This is a genomic window from Mesorhizobium sp. (genome assembly GCF_005063415.1).
Taxonomy (GTDB): Bacteria; Pseudomonadota; Alphaproteobacteria; order Rhizobiales; family Rhizobiaceae; genus Mesorhizobium.
On record NZ_SUEG01000016.1, the window covers coordinates 41,456 to 58,662 of the forward strand.

Annotated in this window: 15 protein-coding genes; 4 read left to right on the forward strand and 11 right to left on the reverse strand. The window is 61.4% G+C overall.

The annotated features are described in order from the left end of the window. Nucleotides 1-4 precede the first annotated feature (4 nt). From E5W70_RS07190 to E5W70_RS07205, 4 genes are all read left to right on the forward strand, one after another. Complete coding sequence (locus tag E5W70_RS07190; protein ID WP_292655803.1) at nucleotides 5-1,210, forward strand: mandelate racemase/muconate lactonizing enzyme family protein; 1,206 nt, start codon at nucleotides 5-7, stop codon at nucleotides 1,208-1,210. A 39-nt stretch (nucleotides 1,211-1,249) separates the two neighbouring features. Continuing rightward, nucleotides 1,250-2,233, forward strand: coding sequence for a sugar ABC transporter substrate-binding protein (locus tag E5W70_RS07195; protein ID WP_292655806.1), 984 nt, complete (start codon nucleotides 1,250-1,252; stop codon nucleotides 2,231-2,233). 196 nt (nucleotides 2,234-2,429) lie between these two features. After that, nucleotides 2,430-3,410: an ABC transporter permease gene (locus tag E5W70_RS07200; RefSeq protein ID WP_292655808.1), complete on the forward strand. Its 981-nt coding sequence runs from the start codon at nucleotides 2,430-2,432 to the stop codon at nucleotides 3,408-3,410. 2 nt (nucleotides 3,411-3,412) lie between these two features. Further along, nucleotides 3,413-4,144: an ATP-binding cassette domain-containing protein gene (locus E5W70_RS07205; protein WP_254819755.1), complete on the forward strand. Its 732-nt coding sequence runs from the start codon at nucleotides 3,413-3,415 to the stop codon at nucleotides 4,142-4,144. Between the two features lie 51 nt (nucleotides 4,145-4,195). Here the strand turns inward: E5W70_RS07205 and E5W70_RS07210 are convergent, their stop codons facing one another. The 11 genes from E5W70_RS07210 to E5W70_RS07260 all read right to left on the reverse strand — a co-directional run bounded on the left by E5W70_RS07210 (nucleotide 4,196) and on the right by E5W70_RS07260 (nucleotide 16,584). Beyond that, nucleotides 4,196-5,194, reverse strand: a complete 999-nt coding sequence (locus tag E5W70_RS07210) for a sugar-binding transcriptional regulator (RefSeq protein WP_292655813.1) — start codon at nucleotides 5,192-5,194, stop codon at nucleotides 4,196-4,198. 99 nt (nucleotides 5,195-5,293) lie between these two features. Beyond that, nucleotides 5,294-6,349, reverse strand: coding sequence for a hypothetical protein (locus E5W70_RS07215; RefSeq protein WP_292655817.1), 1,056 nt, complete (start codon nucleotides 6,347-6,349; stop codon nucleotides 5,294-5,296). After that, nucleotides 6,350-7,432, reverse strand: coding sequence for a sn-glycerol-3-phosphate ABC transporter ATP-binding protein UgpC (gene ugpC / locus E5W70_RS07220; RefSeq protein WP_292655820.1), 1,083 nt, complete (start codon nucleotides 7,430-7,432; stop codon nucleotides 6,350-6,352). Between the two features lie 77 nt (nucleotides 7,433-7,509). Beyond that, nucleotides 7,510-8,835 carry an iron-containing alcohol dehydrogenase gene (locus E5W70_RS07225; protein WP_292655823.1) on the reverse strand — a complete coding sequence of 442 codons (1,326 nt, stop codon included), beginning with the start codon at nucleotides 8,833-8,835 and terminating at the stop codon, nucleotides 7,510-7,512. Then, a complete protein-coding gene (locus E5W70_RS07230; protein ID WP_292655826.1) occupies nucleotides 8,828-10,411 on the reverse strand; it encodes an FGGY-family carbohydrate kinase in 1,584 nt (527 codons plus the stop codon). The genes E5W70_RS07225 and E5W70_RS07230 overlap by 8 nt, the downstream gene beginning before the upstream one ends. A gap of 10 nt (nucleotides 10,412-10,421) precedes the next feature. After that, a complete protein-coding gene (locus E5W70_RS07235; RefSeq protein WP_292655829.1) occupies nucleotides 10,422-11,951 on the reverse strand; it encodes an extracellular solute-binding protein in 1,530 nt (509 codons plus the stop codon). Nucleotides 11,952-11,998: 47 nt separating this feature from the next. Next, nucleotides 11,999-12,898 (reverse strand): carbohydrate ABC transporter permease, encoded by a 900-nt coding sequence (locus tag E5W70_RS07240; RefSeq protein ID WP_292655831.1) that lies wholly within the window; start codon nucleotides 12,896-12,898, stop codon nucleotides 11,999-12,001. Next, nucleotides 12,898-13,809 carry a sugar ABC transporter permease gene (locus E5W70_RS07245; RefSeq protein WP_292655834.1) on the reverse strand — a complete coding sequence of 304 codons (912 nt, stop codon included), beginning with the start codon at nucleotides 13,807-13,809 and terminating at the stop codon, nucleotides 12,898-12,900. The genes E5W70_RS07240 and E5W70_RS07245 overlap by 1 nt, the downstream gene beginning before the upstream one ends. Before the next feature lie 345 nt (nucleotides 13,810-14,154). Continuing rightward, nucleotides 14,155-15,201: an NAD(P)-dependent alcohol dehydrogenase gene (locus E5W70_RS07250; protein WP_292655839.1), complete on the reverse strand. Its 1,047-nt coding sequence runs from the start codon at nucleotides 15,199-15,201 to the stop codon at nucleotides 14,155-14,157. Between the two features lie 541 nt (nucleotides 15,202-15,742). Continuing rightward, nucleotides 15,743-16,111 (reverse strand): GNAT family N-acetyltransferase, encoded by a 369-nt coding sequence (locus E5W70_RS07255; RefSeq protein WP_292655841.1) that lies wholly within the window; start codon nucleotides 16,109-16,111, stop codon nucleotides 15,743-15,745. Further along, on the reverse strand, nucleotides 16,111-16,584 hold the full coding sequence (locus E5W70_RS07260; protein ID WP_292655844.1) for a DUF4172 domain-containing protein: 474 nt from the start codon (nucleotides 16,582-16,584) through the stop codon (nucleotides 16,111-16,113). The genes E5W70_RS07255 and E5W70_RS07260 overlap by 1 nt, the downstream gene beginning before the upstream one ends. Between the last annotated feature and the right edge of the window lie 623 nt (nucleotides 16,585-17,207).

The window sequence follows — 17,207 nt, forward strand, 5'->3', positions numbered from 1 at the left end:
CGCAATGAAGATCACGAAACTGGAAACGCTGCGGCTCAAGGAGCGGCCCAACCTTCTCTGGGTTCTGGTTCACACGGACGAGGGCCTCGTCGGACTGGGCGAGACCTTCTTCATGGCTGAAACCGTCGAGACCTATCTGCACGAATACGTCGCTCCGTGCGTGATCGGGCGCGACCCCTTGCAGATCGACCTGCTTGCCGCTGACCTCGTCGGCTATCTCGGTTTCAGATCGACGGGCGCGGAAGTCAGGGGCAACTCGGCTTTCGATATCGCGCTTTGGGATCTGTTCGGAAAGGCGACGGGTCAGCCGATCGCACAGCTCCTCGGCGGTTTCACGCGGCACGAGATCAGGACCTACAACACCTGTGCCGGAACCGAATACATCAAGAAGGCCACCGGCCAGACGACGGCCAATTACGGGCTCAATAAGGCCGGCGACGGCTACGATGATCTGAACGGCTTCCTTCACCGCGCCGACGAACTGGCGCATTCGTTGTTGGAGGAAGGCATCACGGCCATGAAGATCTGGCCCTTCGACATGGCCGCCGAGAAAACACGCGGCCAGTATATATCGCAACCCGATTTGAATTCCGCGCTGGCGCCATTCGAGAAAATCCGCAATGCGGTCGGCGACAAGATGGACATCATGGTTGAATTCCATTCAATGTGGCAGCTGCTGCCGGCCATGCAGATCGCTCGCGAGCTTGCCCCCTACAAGACCTTCTGGCACGAAGATCCGATCAGGATGGACAGCCTGTCCAGCCTGAAACGCTATGCCGAGGCTTCGCTGGCGCCGATATCGGCTTCGGAGACGCTCGGTTCCCGCTGGGCCTTCCGCGACCTTCTCGAAACCGGAGCGGCCGGTGTCATTATGCTCGATGTCAGCTGGTGCGGCGGGCTCTCGGAAGCGCGCAAGATCGCTGCCATGGCTGAAGCATGGCACCTGCCGGTCGCGCCACACGACTGCACCGGTCCAGTGGTGCTCGGCGCATCGACCCACCTGTCGCTGAATGCGCCGAACGCGCTTGTCCAGGAGAGTGTCAGGGCCTTTTACAAGACCTGGTACCGCGACCTTGTGACCGCTTTGCCGGAGGTGAAGAACGGCATGATCACCGTGCCTCCCGGACCGGGCCTCGGCATGGAACTGAACCCGGAAATCGATCGCGCATTCACGGCGCTTCGACGGGTGACCGACGCATCGACTCTCTGAAAATGAACCTGAAGCAGCTATCTACGGAGGAGGAGAACCATGAAGAAGCTACTTATCTCGGCAGCCTTGGGAGCAGTACTGGCTGGAGGCTCGGCAATCGGCTCACGAGCGCAGGAGCCGATGAACATCGTCTTCACGCATCATTCGTCGGCCTCGAACCCGTTCTGGCAGGCGGTGAAGAAGGGGTTTGACGACGCCTGCGCCAAGATCCAGGCCAATTGCCAGATGGTCTTCACGCAGACCGAAGGCTCGATCGAGCAACAATCGGCCAACATGCAGGCGGCACTCGCGGCAAAACCGGACGCGCTGATCACCTCGATCGTCGACAACAATGCCTTCGACCAGATCATCGCCGACGCCCGCGCTGCCGGCGTCACGGTCATCGCGTCCAACGTCGACGACACCGAGGGTGCAGCCGGCAATGCCCGCCAGGCTTTCATCGGCCAGGGCTTCATTCCCGCCGGCTACGAACTCGGCAAGAAGATGTCCGAGTTCTTCCCCAAGGAAGGCAAGATCAGGGCGCTCGTCGGCGTTTCCGCGCCCGGTCAGAACTGGTCGGAACAGCGTGCTGCCGGCGTCATGAAGTTCCTTGAGGAATACAAGGCCGCGAATGCCGGACGCGAAGTGGTCATTGAACGGCTCGACACCGGCACAGATGGCGCTGTTGTCGCCGATCGTGTTGGCGCCTATCTGTCTGCCCACCCGGACACCACGGTGTATTTCGACACCGGCCTTTGGCATGCCTACGTGGCCCAGGTCCTGGTCGATCGCGGCATCGAGCCGGGCAAGGTGCTGATGGGCGGCTTCGACATCGTCTCGGAAGTCCTGCAACAGATGGAAGCGGGTTATATCCAGGTCCAGGTCGACCAGCAGCCCTACATGCAGGGCTTCATGCCGGTGATGGAAGCCTATCTCGCCAAGAACGTCGGTCTGCTGCCAGCAGACATCGACACCGGTAAGGGCATCATCGTCAAGGAAGACGTGCCGAAGCTCAAGGAACTGGCCGCGCAAGGCGTGCGGTAGGCGCCAAGCCGGCGTCCTCTCCTCGTTGTTTACGCGGAGAGGGCAAGGGGGAGGGCAAGGCAGCACGGCCTTGGGCGTTGGCTCTGTCCCATCTTCCAACGGCATCTCCCCGTCAAAGGCGGTAGAAGACAGACTGCCGCCATCCCCCTTGCCGATGCGACAAGCCAGCGCAAACAATCACAAGCCGGAGCGAATGATGAAGCGCTTGATGAAGATTTATCTGGAGAAGCCGGAGCTTGCGGCGGTCGTGTTCCTGCTCCTCCTCCTCCTCGTCTTTCAGATTCGCTCGAACGGCGTATTTCTGAACACACAGAACGTGCGCGGAATGCTTGGACTGCTGCCTGAAATGGGGTTGGTCGCGATCGGCGTGACCCTGCTGATGATATGCGGCGAGTTTGATCTTTCCGTGGGCTCGGTCTTTGCACTGACCCCGATGACCATGGCGGTGATGCTGGCGGCCGGCGTGCCATTCGCGCCGGCCTTTGCCGCCGGCCTCGCGATCGCCGCCCTGATCGGCTTCTTCAACGGGTTCATAACGATTCGTTTCGCGATACCAAGCTTCATCACCACGCTTGGCATGCTGTTCATCGCGCGTTCGCTGACGGTGGTAATCTCGGGTGGCTTCCCTCCTGTTATCCCAGCCAACGCTCTGCCCAAATGGCTGTTTACGATCTATGTGGGGCCGGGCGACCTCTTTCGCATGTCGTTCTTCTGGTTTGTCGCCGTCGCAATCCTGGTGACGGTGCTCCTGTCGCGCACGAATTTCGGCAACTGGGTGCGCGCCACCGGCGGCTTTCTGCCCGCCGCGCAGTCGATGGGCATCCCGACGGCCCGGGTGAAGGTCGCCTGCTTCATGATCTGTTCGGTGCTCGCCGGCTTTGCCGGCACCATTCAGGTGATGCGGCTCGGCGCGCCCTTGCCCTCGATCGGCGAGGGGCTGGAGTTGCAGGCCGTATCAGCTGCTGTCATCGGTGGCGCCTCGCTGGCTGGCGGCATCGGCACCATCTTCGGCGGCATCATCGGGGCTGCCCTGATCCGCGTTATCGACAATGGTCTGGTGCTGAGCCAGGTTGACGCCAACTGGTTCAAGATGGCAATCGGCTTCCTGACTATCTTCGCGGTCGTTATGAATGCCTGGCTTCGAAAGCGGGGCAGGGCAATGAAGGTGGAGACCTGATCATGGCGGCACCCATCATTGCGATCAAGGGACTCCAGAAATGGTATTCCGGCGTCCACGCCTTGAAGAACGTCACGCTGGACATCTACCCCGATGAGGCACTGGGCCTCGTGGGCGACAACGGCGCCGGCAAATCGACGCTGATCAACATCCTGTCAGGCACCCAAAAGCCCGATGGCGGCGAGATCAGGATCGAAGGTGAACCGGTCCGATTCTCGAACCCGCGCGACGCGATGGATCGCGGCATCGAGACGATCTACCAGTACAATTCGATGGTCCCGACCATGACCATCGCCCGCAACGTTTTCATCGGACGCGAGCCGGTGAAGGGCTCGGTTTTCGGCATCGGCATCCTGGACCAGAAGCGCATGCGTGACGAAAGCGTCAAGGCGATCGCCGACGTCGATCTGCATCTGAGGTCGCCCGACGCGCTGGTCGGCGAACTGTCGGGCGGCCAGCGCCAAGGCGTGGCGATCGCCCGGGCCATGCACTTCAAGTCGAAAGTCATGATTCTCGACGAGCCGACCAATCATCTCTCGGTGAAGGAGACGCGAAAGGTGATCGGCTTCGTTCGCGCCCTCAAGGCCCAGAACATCACGAGCGTCTTCATCAGCCACAACATGCATCATGTTTTCGAATGCTGTGACCGGGTCGTTGCCATGGCGCGTGGAGAGATCGTTCTCGACAAGCGGATCGGCGAGACTTCGATCGAGGAAATCCACGAGGTTCTGTGACGTGAAGAAACGATCATTCGCGGGCCACTCTGCTGGTAAAGATCAGTCTGGCTACGGCTTTTCCGCAAGGATCGCCTCAGCGGTTTTCTCGTCGGTGATCAGCACATCCACGAGTCCCAGACGCAACACCGCGCGCAGCACCGGAACCTTGTCGAGGCCGCCGGAGGGCAGGATCACAGTGTCGACATCGCGCAGATGTTGGGGGGCGAGGCCGATGACGCGACTGTTTAGCGGGTGATCGACGAGTTGTCCGTCCGCGCCGATCCAGTGGCCGCAAATATCGCCGACCGCTCCGGCTTCGCGGAGTGATCTGAGATCATCGTCTCCTACCAGTCCGATCCGAAAGATGGTGGCGTCCTTGTGCACCGCGCCCACCGAAACGAAAGCGGCGTCAACGTCGCGGGCATGGGTGAAGGCGTCTTCCAGAATGGACTGGCGCATAAGCAGATCGCGCGTGGCCTCCGTGTCTGTGAACACCGGTGCCGCGATGTAGAAGCATTCCGCATCGAAAAGCGCCGCGAGCCGCGAGGCGATTTCATAGATGTTGATCGCCGATCCACGCGTGAGCCCGCCAAGCAGGGAAACGACCGACATCCCTTTGACCGGGCGCACGGTCACTGACCGCAGACTAAGCTGGAGCGTCCGTCCCCATCCCACGCCCACCGATATCCCGTCACGGATTCTAAGCGACAGGGCTTCACCGGCAGCAGCTGCAACGACCTGTGGCACCAGGGCAGGATCGGGCGGTGTCGGAACCACGATTGGGTCGGAGACACCATAGGCGTCCCGCAGCCGGTTCTCCAGCTCGATGCAGTTCGCCACCTTGGAATTGATGCGAATCTGAACGATCCCCCGCTGACGGGCATGCGCCAGCATCCGGTTGACGCGAAGGCGTGTCAGGCCAAGAGACTTGGCGATTTGCGCTTGCGTCAGGTCACCGACATAAGCAAGCCAGGCGGCGCGCACGAGCAGCCCTTCCTCGCGATCGGCCGTGACGGAACTCGTTACGGCTTGGCGGCCGTCGCGTTTCTTTGGTGCGGGTTTCTCCATCAGATCATCCTGTCCACTCCGCGGCAGCGGGTCCAGAGCGGGCTCGGCGAAGCCATGTGCTCATCGATATGAGGCATCAATCGAGTTTCCCCGGCTCCGCTAGCCTCGATGATAGCGGTCGAAGGACAAAACCAGCGGAGCATCATGGCAAATCGCGTCGATGATGGCCCTCGTCAGCGGCAGGCGATCGTGGGGAAGTACACCCCGGCCCATCATATTCTTCAAAGTCGGACCAAGGTCCAGCGCCAGTTGCGCGCCCTCGACCGTGTCCGAACTCATATGTTCGCGCTTCGCCACGGAATAGGGCAGGCCGCGGCCGAGCAGGCGCCCCATGCGACCGTTACGGCCCGCCTGGCAGGTCACATAAAGATCGCCGGAGCCGGCCAGCCCCAGCACCGTTTCGATTTTTCCACCCAGAGCTTCGACCAGAAGCGCCATCTCGGCGAGGGACTGCGAGAATAACGACGAGGCAAGATTGTGCATGAGCGCGCCATTGGGCGCCTTGCCGTCGCGCTCAAGCAGTCCAACCGGAGCCCCAACGGCGAGTGTGTAGAAATTCTTGAAAGCGGCGCAGATCTCGACACCGACGAGATCGGATGACGATCGCGCATGATAGAAAGGCGCGCGCAGAATGCGGGACGCCGCGGCCACCTGGTCGGGCTCGTGCCCGGTCACGATCACGGAGGTATCGCGCTGTGCGGCCAGTTCGCCAGCAATGCACGGTCCGCCGACGGCCATCACCGGGACAGACAAGCCAGTGCGTTGCTCGATCTCGCGAGCAAGCAGATGTGGCAGGATTTCGATGCCTTCGTCGCTTGCTGCAAGTCCTTTCGTAATCATCAGTATCGGCACGGGCGACTTGATGCTTTCTGCAATGCGGTCGATCGCCCAAGGAACGCCGGCCGACGAGACGCCGAGTACAAGCAGATCGGGTCCATCATTCATCGCCGCCCCGAATTCGGTCCAGGAACAGGCGGTTACCACATCAGGCAGAGTGATGTTGAGGCGTGGGTGATGACTTGTGCTGGCCACCGAGCCGACGATCTCCTCATCGAGATGGGTCCCGACAAGAGTGATGCGGTTACCAGCGTGAGCGGCCGGAAGCGTCATGGCAGAGCCCATGACGCCGGCGCCGAGGATGATGATCCGCGCCATTCAACTTCTTCCCTTGTCCAGCCGCTCGCCGCTACCTTGGTCGAACAGGTGGATTCGCTCAGGCGCCGGCTCCAGATGGATCACAGCTCCAGGGGAGAGCTCCATGCGGTCATGCAGCACCGAGCAGATCGCGGTGTTGCCCATGCTGGCAAAGATGTGGATTTCGGGGCCAGTCGGCTCGACAACCGTAATCCTTGCCGGGATCCCGCGCCCGTCGGCCACTGGTCGAAGATGTTCGGGGCGAATGCCGTAGATCACCTTTTGGCCAGGCCGGACCGCAGCCCCTGGCGGGAGCGGGAGGGATAGCTCGTCGGTCCGCACCACCCAGGCGTCGCGCTCGGAAGCCACCTCGCCATGGAACATGTTCATTGCGGGCGAGCCGATGAAAGAGGCGACGAAGAGGTTCGCCGGGCGATCGTAGACATCGAGCGGGCGCCCGATCTGCTCGATGTGGCCGTCGCGCATGATGACGATGACATCGGCCATGGTCATGGCCTCGATCTGGTCATGCGTGACATAGACGGTGGTGGTCTTCAGCCGCTGGTGGAGTTCCTTGATTTCGGTGCGCATCTGCACGCGCAGCTTGGCATCGAGATTGGACAGCGGTTCGTCGAACAGAAACACAGTTGGGTCCCGCACGATGGCGCGGCCCATGGCAACGCGCTGCCGCTGGCCGCCCGAAAGCTGGCGAGGGTACCGTTCCAGATAGGGAGTCAGGTTGAGGATCGATGCCGCCCATCCGACCTTCTGTTTGATTTCTTCGGTTGGGCGTCTCTTCAACTGCATGGAAAAGGCCATGTTGTCGAAGACGGTCATGTGCGCGTAAAGCGCGTAGTTCTGGAAGACCATCGCGATGTTGCGGTCTTTGGGGTGGAGTGTGTTGACGACCCTGTCGCCTATGGCGATCTCACCGGACGTGATGGGCTCGAGACCGGCTATCATGCGCAACAGCGTGGACTTGCCGCAGCCGGACGGCCCCAACAGAACCACGAACTGGCCATCCTCGATCGAGAGATCGAGTCCATCGATAATCGAGAGGGCGCCATAGTCCTTCTTTATGTTGCTGATGGTGACAGACGCCATTAATTGCTACCCTTCGATTGCCCTTGCCGGTTGGATCTCATTTTCGCCACGCGAGCCATTGGCGATCGGATGCGCTCTCACCATTCGCTCTCCAGAAACTCTTCCAGCAGCCCCGCATCGGCGGCCAGGTTGACAAACGACCATCGGCCGCGGATCTCTCGCGAATAGCGAATGGCATCGTGCCAAAGCGCGCGCGGCAGGCCTAGTTCCGCGCCGGTGACCGGCCCCCCCGCAGCCTTGAGCGCTGCCTCCATACGGGCAATCGGCATTGCCATCGGCCGAACCTCCTGGCGCAGCGCCGGCCAGATTTCCGCAAGCCTGCGGTTGAAGTTTTCCGTGTTGCTGGCGTCGAGTGCTGTCTTCTTCATCTCGGCAATGCAAAGTGGTCCAAGTTGTGCGCCATAGCGGGCCAGCATCGCCGCCTCGTCGATGACGGTTGGCTTTGCCTGCGGCGGCTCTTCCATGTCCAGCAGCCGCGCTTGCAGACGGGCCATGACCAGCGAGGCAACCCCGACCTGCTGACCGTGCGTGGTGCCGGGATGATGGGCTTGCGCGAACATGTCGATCCAGTGGGAAATCTGGTGCTCTCCCATGGACCCAGGATGGGAAACGCCGGCGAAGCACACACCCATCGAGCACAGCGTCAGGACGCGCTGGAGATGCCCGACGGCAGTGATGTCATGCCTGGCAAGGCCAGGCGCATGGGCCAGCATCGGCTCCTCGTCGCCCGCCTGCAGCAGGTAAGGCACCTCAGAATAGTAAGTGTCGAACAGCCGATGCGAAGCCCACCAGTCGATCTGGGCGGTGGGGCGGCAGAGGCTGTCGCCAAGCCCGGCGGCGCTGAGCCAGGCCGGTGCTGCAGCCGACACACCAAGGTCCAGGAAGATGCTCCTCGGCGCGTGCGAAGGCAGCGAGATCTTGAGCCCTGAAGCCAAGGTCACCGACGCTGTCGAAGCGCCGTAGCCATTCATCGAGGCGGCCGTGCCGAAGACGGCATAGGGCCGCTCATCGAGGAAGGTTGCATGTTTGCAGCTGTCGTTGAGGACACCGGATCCGACGGCCACGACCCCGTCGACGTGACGCGTCCTCTCCCTGACCATCTGGATCGTTGCCTCATCGCAGTCGAGGCCGTCAGGCAGCACGATTTCATCGATGTCGGCCACGCCGCGCAGCGCCCTCGCGACGCGCCTGCCCATCACATCGACGGTGTTGACATCGGACACCACGGCGATGCGGCTGCCTAGCGCCAGGGGCGCAACGAGATCCGCCTCGCGGCCCTCCGTCGTCTCCAGCAATTCGATCGTCTGGAACGGCAGGACCGCGGCCGCGCCTGTCTTGGGATCTGTCCAGCGTCCTGCGACAACGTCCTCGATCAACGCGTTCCAGTTGGTCGTTTCAGCCATGATGGGTCTCCATGAAGGCCGCGAGGCGCTGGTTCCAGGCTGAAAGCGTTGGCCAAAGATCGGCATGGATCGCAAGAAGTTCGGCGTAGAGCTCGGCCCGTTTCGCGTCCGGTTCGAAGGTTTTGGCCGGCTCGCTGGCCATTGCGGTCGACGCTTCGGCGATGGTGGAAAACCAGCCCACGCCCTTTGCCGCCGCCATCGCCGCGCCAAGCGAAGAGGCTTCGACGGTCGTCGAACGTTTTATGGGACGATCGAGTGCATCGGCCAGAATCTGCATCCACAGGTCGGACTTCGCTCCTCCGCCGATCGCTATGAACTGGTCGATGGTCTGGGCGGCAGCCGCAGCGGCCCGCTGACTTGTCGCGGCTTGATGCAGCGCTATGCCTTCCAGCACGGCGCGATAGATGTCGCCGCGGTGGCTCGAGCCCGAAAGCCCGGCAATCACACCACGGGCCGCACTATCCCAGTGTGGGTCCATGACGCCCTGCCAGTAGGGTAGGAGCATTATGCCGCCTGCGCCGATCGGGCTGGCAGCGGCTTCGGCCTCGAGCGCCTCCAGCACGTCGCTTGCGCCATGCAGATCGACGCCAAGCATTTCGCGCGCCATCCAGTCGACGAGAAAAGTGCCGGCGCGAAGGCACGTCTCGTAGATGTAGCCGTCATCGGCGACCGCCGTCTCTGTGCGGAAGGCCAAATCATGGACGTAGTCGATGCCGAAGCTGCCAGAGACGACAGCCGTGCCGAGGTTGATGTAAGCGCATCGCGGCTGCAACACACCCGCGCCCGTGCCGGCGCATTGACCGTCGCCGCCGCCGGCGACGATCGGCGTGCCCTCCCGCAGGCCCGTCAGCATGGCGGCTTCCGAAGTCAGTTGGCCCAGAACGGTGCCGGGCCGCGCCAGATCCAGCATCATTCGCCGGGCGACGCCCGCTGCGTCGAGTATTTCGTTCGACCAATCCATAGCTCGCATATCGAGTATGCCCATCGGGTCGGCGGATGCGGTGGACGTCACCCACCGGCCGCTCAAGCGAAACACCAGATAGCCATGGACTTCGGCCATTCGCTCCACGCGGGCAAAAATCTCGGGCTCTTCCTCGCGAAACCAGATCATGCGGTAAAGGCAAGGAATGACGTCCAGCGGCTTGCCGGATATTGCGTGGACGCGTGCCGCGCCGAAGCTCTCGCCGAAGCGCCGTGCTTTCCCACGGGCGCGCTCGTCGAGCCAGAGGGTCGCGGGCCCGACCGCCTGGCCCTGCTCGTCGAAAAGGCCGAAGCTCTCGCGTTGGTTGGCAATCGCAAGGGCCGCAATGCGTGCCGGCGAAACTGTTGCCGCGACAGCACGAAGCGCTGTGACCGTCGAGGCCCACCATTCGGCCGGATCCTGCTCGAAATAGCCCGAACGCGGGCTCGACATCGCAAGCGGTGCACGACCTTCAGCCACGGCCAGACCGTTGCGGTCCCAGGCGATCGCCTTGGTTGCCGAGGTCGAGGAATCAATGCCGATGACGAGATCCGGAACCATTGCCGCCACATTGCCAAGGGCGAGGGCGGTCGAAGCCGCCTTCGCCCAAATCACCGACTAGCCGCTAAAGACCGGCGTCTTTGACTTTGCCGTCGACAATGCCAGCAATGGCATCCAGGCATGCCTTGGCATCGCCACCATAGTCCTGGCCCGTAAGCAATTTGCCGAGCTCAACCGGAATGTCGTTGTTCGACAAATCCGCCCAGATCGGCATGTCCGGCTCCGATCCCATCTGGTTGTCGATGGTGTATTTGATCGCGTCGAAGTGGCGTGTCGTACCAGGGCCGACAACGGCCTTCGCCTTGACCCGAGGATCTGTAAAAGAGGAATTGCGCATCGGCGAGGCGCCGCCGCCGAGCGTCGATACCCGCGCCATGACATCCTTCGAGCAGACCCACTGCATAAACAGCCATGCTGCTTCCTTGTTCTTGGAATATTGCGACAGCGAGATCGTCGAGCCGCCCTGGTGGCCGACGGCCGGGATTTCGTTGAAGCCGCAATCGGCGGCGGCGCGACGGCCAGGAACCTCCTTTGGCGCGGGCAGGGCCTCGAATAGGCCCTTGACCTTGGAATCCTTGGCGTCAAAGCCGGGGAAATCCTCGCCCCAGGTAATTGCCATCGCGGCCTGACCTTGTGTCAGCGCCTGGCCCTGACCGTCCCAGGTCCACGTCGTCGCGGAAGGCGGCGAGTTCTTGACCAGCTCCTGATAGAATTGCAGCCCGGCCACGCCGCGTTCGTCATTGCCGACAAACTTCTTGTCCTTGTTGAAGATCGAACCGCCATGGCCCCACAATGCGAAAGTCCAGTCGCATTCCAGCGAATAGTGGCCGGACTTCGCCTGGCACGCGGTGCCGAAGATGCCGTTGCTTTTTTCTGCCTCAGTGAGCGCCTGCACGGCCTTGAGGTAGGCGTCGAGGTCTGTCGGCAGCGCAATGTTGTGTTTGTCGAATAGATCCTTGCGGTACATCAGGATGAAGATCGGAATATCGAATGGAATTCCGCACTGTTTGCCGTTGTACATGGCAATGCCGTCGACCAGCGGCTTGGAGAAATCGTCCCAGTCGAAGTTGGGCATCGCCAGTTCTTTGTTCTGGTCATAATACTCGCGCGGATCGACGACATCCTGGGCAAATGTGGCCATCCAGGACTGGTCGAGATAGTAGACGTCGTAGGTGCCAAGTTGGCCCTGTACGTCTTGCGTCGCCTTGGCGAGAACCTGCTCCAGCGGCACGATCTCGACTTCCACCTCAATGCCGGTTGCCTTGGTGAATTCACCCGCGACAAGCTGGTTGGCAACGATCGTTGGCGGCGTCGCTTCCGAAGTGTAGCGGATTTTGGTGCCGGCATATGGCTTGCCGACATCAGCCAGCCACTTCAGCATGTCGGCGTCCTGGGCGCGGGCTTCCTCAACCCCGAGCCCCAGCATCCCCCGATTGGTGCGGCCGCCACCTAGCATGGCCGATCCGAAGGCAGAAAAGCCGGCACCGGCGAGCGCCATCTTCCTCATGAAGTCGCGTTTGGTTATTCGGCGCGCCGTAAAATCGTTGCAGGTATCGGCGACGAATGTCTTCTTGTCGTGTTCACTGAAGCTCATGATCGTTCCTCCATTGCGTTTTTGTCGTCGTTCTTCTCGTCTGCGCCTCACTCCTTCAGGGACCCAAGGGTGAGGCCGCGGACCAGATGCCGTTGAACCAGCAGGATGAAGATGAAGCTGGGTATGATCGCGGACGTGCCCAGCGCTGTGATGTAGCCCCACTCGGTCGCGGTCGAGGTGACAAAGGTCGAGATCTTCACCGGCACGGTGCGGATCGACGTTGTCAGGAACAGTGAGAGCAGGAACTCGGTCCACGAAAAGATGAAACACAGCACGGCCGTCGCAGCGATGCCGCCCTTGACCATCGGAAGGACCACGCGTCGGAACGTCTGCCAGCGCGTCGCGCCGTCAATCAGCGCCGCCTCATCAACCTCGCGCGGAACATCGTCGAAGAACGACTTCAAAAGCAAAACCGCCAGCGGCAGGTTAATCAAACTGTGAACGAGGATGAGCCCCGTATAGGTATCGCGCAAGCCGAGGTCCCGGAACATGAAAACGACCGGAATGACGATCGCGATTGGCGGCATGAAGCGCTGCGAGAGAATCCAGAACAGGAAAGACTGCTGACCACTGAACTGCATTCGCGACAGGCAATAGGCGGCCAGAGTGGCCAGCAGCAGCGTCAGCGCCGTCGATCCGACGGCTATGATGGCGCTATCGAGCAACGACTGACGGGAATCGTAGGAGCTCGCGCCACCCTTGATCACCCCGGCCGCCTCGCCGCCCTGTTCCATGCCGATGTCGACGCGCGAAACGCCAAGCAAGGTCACACGGTAATTGTCCGGCGTCGGCGTGAAACCCGTGTAAACCGGTCCGCTGCGGTCGAAGATCGCCGAATAGGGTTTGATGGACGACAGAGCCCACCACGCGATCGGGAACATGAAGATCGCCACCACCAGGACGGCGAGCACGTCACGGGCGATCGTTTGGGCGCGCGACGACTCCATCAGAACCTCACCTTGAACAGCCTGACGAAGAGGTTCGACACGACGATCAAGACGACGAGCACGATCAGCGACAGGGTCGCGGCATATGGGAAGTCGCCGGTGAAGTAGATACGGCCAGCGTAGAACGAAAGCGTCTCGGTGGCCGTGCCTGGCCCGCCGGCGGTGATGATGTAAACGTAGTCGTAGATGCGAAAGAGATCGACGCCGCGGATCAGCACCGCGACCGCTATCACCTTGCGCAGCATGGGCAATGTGAGGCGCAAGAACGTCTGGATGCCGTTGGCGCCGTCGATCGCGGCGGCTTCGAAAGGTTCCTTCGGCAGCGCCCTGAGCCCTGCCAGGATGATGAGCACCATGAACGGCGTCCATTGCCATATGTCTGCCAGCAGGATCGCCGCCAATGCGGTTCCGGGCTGCGTCAGGATCGGCTGTGCCGGCGAGATCAGGTCGAGCGCATAGAGGTAGAACGACAGGACGCCGAAAGAGCCGTCCTGCATCAGCAGGAACATCATTCCGGTCACCGCAGGCGGCACCACCAGCGGCAGTGTCATCAGCGCCCGCAGCACGCCGTAACCTTTGCGATCGGTGTCAAGCAGAAGGGCAATGAGGATGCCGAGCGCAAGCTGAACCGCAAGCGCGACGAAGGTGTAGATCAGCGTGGTTTCCAGCGAATGCCACATACGCGCATCCGAGAATGCGCGCGTCCATTGGTGGAGCCCGGCGAAGTCAAGTTGCCGGGAAACGACATTGCGTTTGTGAAACGACAGCCAGACTGAATAGGCGAGGGGATAGATGCCGAAAACAAGAAGCATCACCGTGATCGGCGCGAGCCAGGGGAAAGGATGCTCGGCCGTCATGAACCGGGGCAGGGCCCACCTGGAAGTCGGCCGCGTGAGGATAGCGCTGCTCACGTGCAAATCTCCGCTCGGTCACAGAGACGCATCGGCCTTCTCCCTATCGGCCAGATTGTGCCAACTTGAACTTTTGTAAGTTTGTTGTGCCTTTTGTTAAGAACGTGTCGGACGGCCGCCGATTTGTCAAGTCGGTTCCGTCCGCGCTCAAGGGATTTGCTCGTGGTCCCAGAGGATGCCGTCATCGCCGGCTATGGAGTTGTTTTTGGAGGAAACGCCGCCGGTAAATGCCGTGCACCAGCCTCAAAAGCGCCCAGGGCCGCCGCCAATTTTGGCAGCCCAAGGAAAGCTACGCAACGCATCGAGGAGATCGGGAGGACAGCCCGGGGGCTTTTGGAACTCCCCTTAATCCGGCAACAGGATCTGAAGCTTTACGTCCGCGGGCCGGGCTTCGACTGCGCGGTCGAAAACGGTGATGGAATCTTCGAAGGGGAAGGTCGCCGAAATGAGTGGCTTTAGGTCAACCCGACCCGACCCCATCAGCGCGATTGCCCGCTCATATTGGTGGGCATATCGGAACACAGTCTCGATGCGGACTTCCTTGGTCGAGGCGGTGGCAATGTCGAGCGTCACAGGCGCCACCGGCAGGCCGACCACCACCACCGCGCCGCCGGGCCGCGGCAGATCGAGCAGGGTCTCCCATGCCTTGGACGAGCCCGAACATTCGAAAACGACATCGGCGCCCCAGCCATCGGTCAGGCGCTTTACCTCCGCCGCCAGGTTCTTGTCGCGGATGTTGACCGGGATCACGCCTTGATAGCCGCTGGCGATATCGAGCTTGGGTTGGGCGAAATCTGCAACAATGGCGCGGGCGCACCCGCCGGCGAGTGCCGCGATCGCCACCATAGTCCCGATCGGCCCGGCGCCAATCACCACCGCCGTGTCACCAGGCGTGATCTTTGCTTTGGCAGCCGCCTGCATGCCGACAGCGAAGGGCTCCACCATGGCGCCTTCGGCAAAGCTGACATCGTCGGGCAGTTTGAATGTGTAGTTGGCGGGGTGGACGACATAGGGCGTCAACACACCGTGGATCGGCGGCGTTGCCCAGAATCTGACAGCCGGGTCAATGTTGTAGAGACCGAGCCGGCTCGCCCGCGAATTGGGATTGGGGATACCCGGCTCCATGCAGACGCGGTCGCCGACCTTCAGATGCTCGACGCCTTCCCCTGTTTCGACGACGGTGCCGGCGGCTTCGTGGCCCAAGACCATCGGCGCTTCGACCACGAACGGGCCGATGCGGCCATGCGTGTAGTAGTGCACGTCCGAGCCGCAGATGCCCACCGTATGGATCTTGATGCGAACTTCGCCCGCGCCTACGGTCTGTGGCAGATCGATCTCACGCAGCTTGAGTTCGTGCTGGCGTTCAAGGACAAGGGCGCGAACGTTCGTCATCGACGTAATCTCCTCTATTGCCGATTGTTCGAGGCCTCCTCGACCTTGCTTGCACTCGGCACGTTCATCATAGCCGCTCATTTAAGGCTTCAAAATCCAGTTCGGAAACGGGTGTTGCAAGATTTCGACTATCCGTACCAACTTCCCGGCCAAGGGACTTTGAAGGCCGACCATGCCGCTGCCGAATTTGCGTTTGGATCATTCAGGGTGCTCTGAGGTATCCAGTGATAGATTCGGATAGGAACCAGTGTTTAGAGGGCGACGTGCACACTCGCTGCACACAAAGTTCTCCCATCGTTCGGTTCTGTTTTGGCGAAGAGGCGCAACAGGCCATGCTGTGACGCTATGTTTGAGAGATTGTCGCCCGGCTTCGGCTGCCCGAGCGACTGAGCACCTGACAGGGCGCCGTAGCACACGAAAGAGGGTCTTTTTACTGGGTGTGCGAGATGCTTCTGAGGGCTTCGGCAAAGCACAGGGTGGCCGAACCGGTCGCGGTCCGACGGCGAAGGCTCCGCGTTAGGCGATGTAGGTGCCGCGTCGATCATGGCTCCACCAGTTGCTGGATTGCGTGCATCGGTAGGACCAGCCAGAGGGAGTCCGGCAGCCGCACGAAGCCGTTTCCCTCATAGAAGGCAGCGGCGCGCTCGCTGATGGCATCCACCACCAGCATCGAGGAACCGACTGTGGCCGCGCTCGCATAGGCGCGCCGCACGGCGTCGGCGAGAAGCATCGCACCCAGGCGTTCGCCCTGACGGGCTTCCGAGACCGCCAGCCGTCCCATCAGCGTGGCGCTGACCAGCGGATAGCGCGGGATGTGCTTGCGCGCGGCGGCCGGCACGTCGCCGTGTGCAACCCCGGTTGCGCAAAGCGTATAATAGCCCAGCACGACATCCGGTTTATCAGGCTCCACTAGAATGAAGACCCCATTCGCCTTGCGCCGCACATCTTGGCTTGCCTGCGTCCGGAGATAACGGTGCCGATGGTCCCGATAACCCGCTCACCCGACATCATCATCTTGTGCCAAGCGTAGAGGGTGCGGTGCGAGAGTGTATCGGCGAAATGCAAGTAAACATCGGCCATCATTTCAGTGATGCCGCGCTCGGCCGGCGGAATGTGCCTGATCTCGCTTCCCAGGCCAAGTTGCTGGCGTAACGATAATTGCAGACTCTCGCGGTTGAGGTATTCCCCTTCAATCGCGGATGTCTTCAAGGCCTCTTCGCTGATAAGGTCGATGCGGATCTGGTCGCGATCGTTGGCACCCACATGACGAAAGACGCCCAGGAACTCGCCCGATCGCAACAGGAACTCGCTTTCCAGCGGTTCCAATACCTTCTTATCGTAGGTAAAATGCGGCCAGTCAGCCTGCTCCCAATTGCATACCATGAGTTATAGAACACCTTTCTATAACTCATGATGCCGCGACAGGTGAGCTATAGCATTCCTCGCTATGCCTCAGGGTCTTCTCGGATACGTCAACATTGGCGAACGTGTTCGGGGTTCGAGGTGTAGACCGCTATATCGCAAGACCCACTGTTGAGGAGGCCTTCTTGCGGTCGCGCCAATCTGTTTGGCGGCACCGCAGATTTTCCTGATTGCGCCGGAGTTGATCCAACCCAGGTCGGCTCTGAAAGGGCCGCTGGACACGTTGAAGGACATAGCTTGAGGCGCCCCGAGAACCGGTCTTTGCACAGCTCCCCTCACGCAGGTATCAAGGGCCGACACGTGTAGCGTCATTATGGAAATCAGCGGCGGTTCGTACCTCACAGGCGTGGCGCGGCTTTGCCTGTTCAAGATGTGGGCACGGCTCGGATCTGAACCGGTAGGCTGGAGCACGGAGCCGGCCCCGACGGGCCCTCGGGCTGGGCACCGGGAACTGTCCTGTCCCTTGGCACTGGAACCTGATTTCGGGCCAGTCCAACTGGCGGTTGCTAGACGTATAGCAACTCATGTGCCTAAGTTTGCCTACGGCCCGCGCGCACCTGGCAAGCCCGCCCACCCTAGTCCCC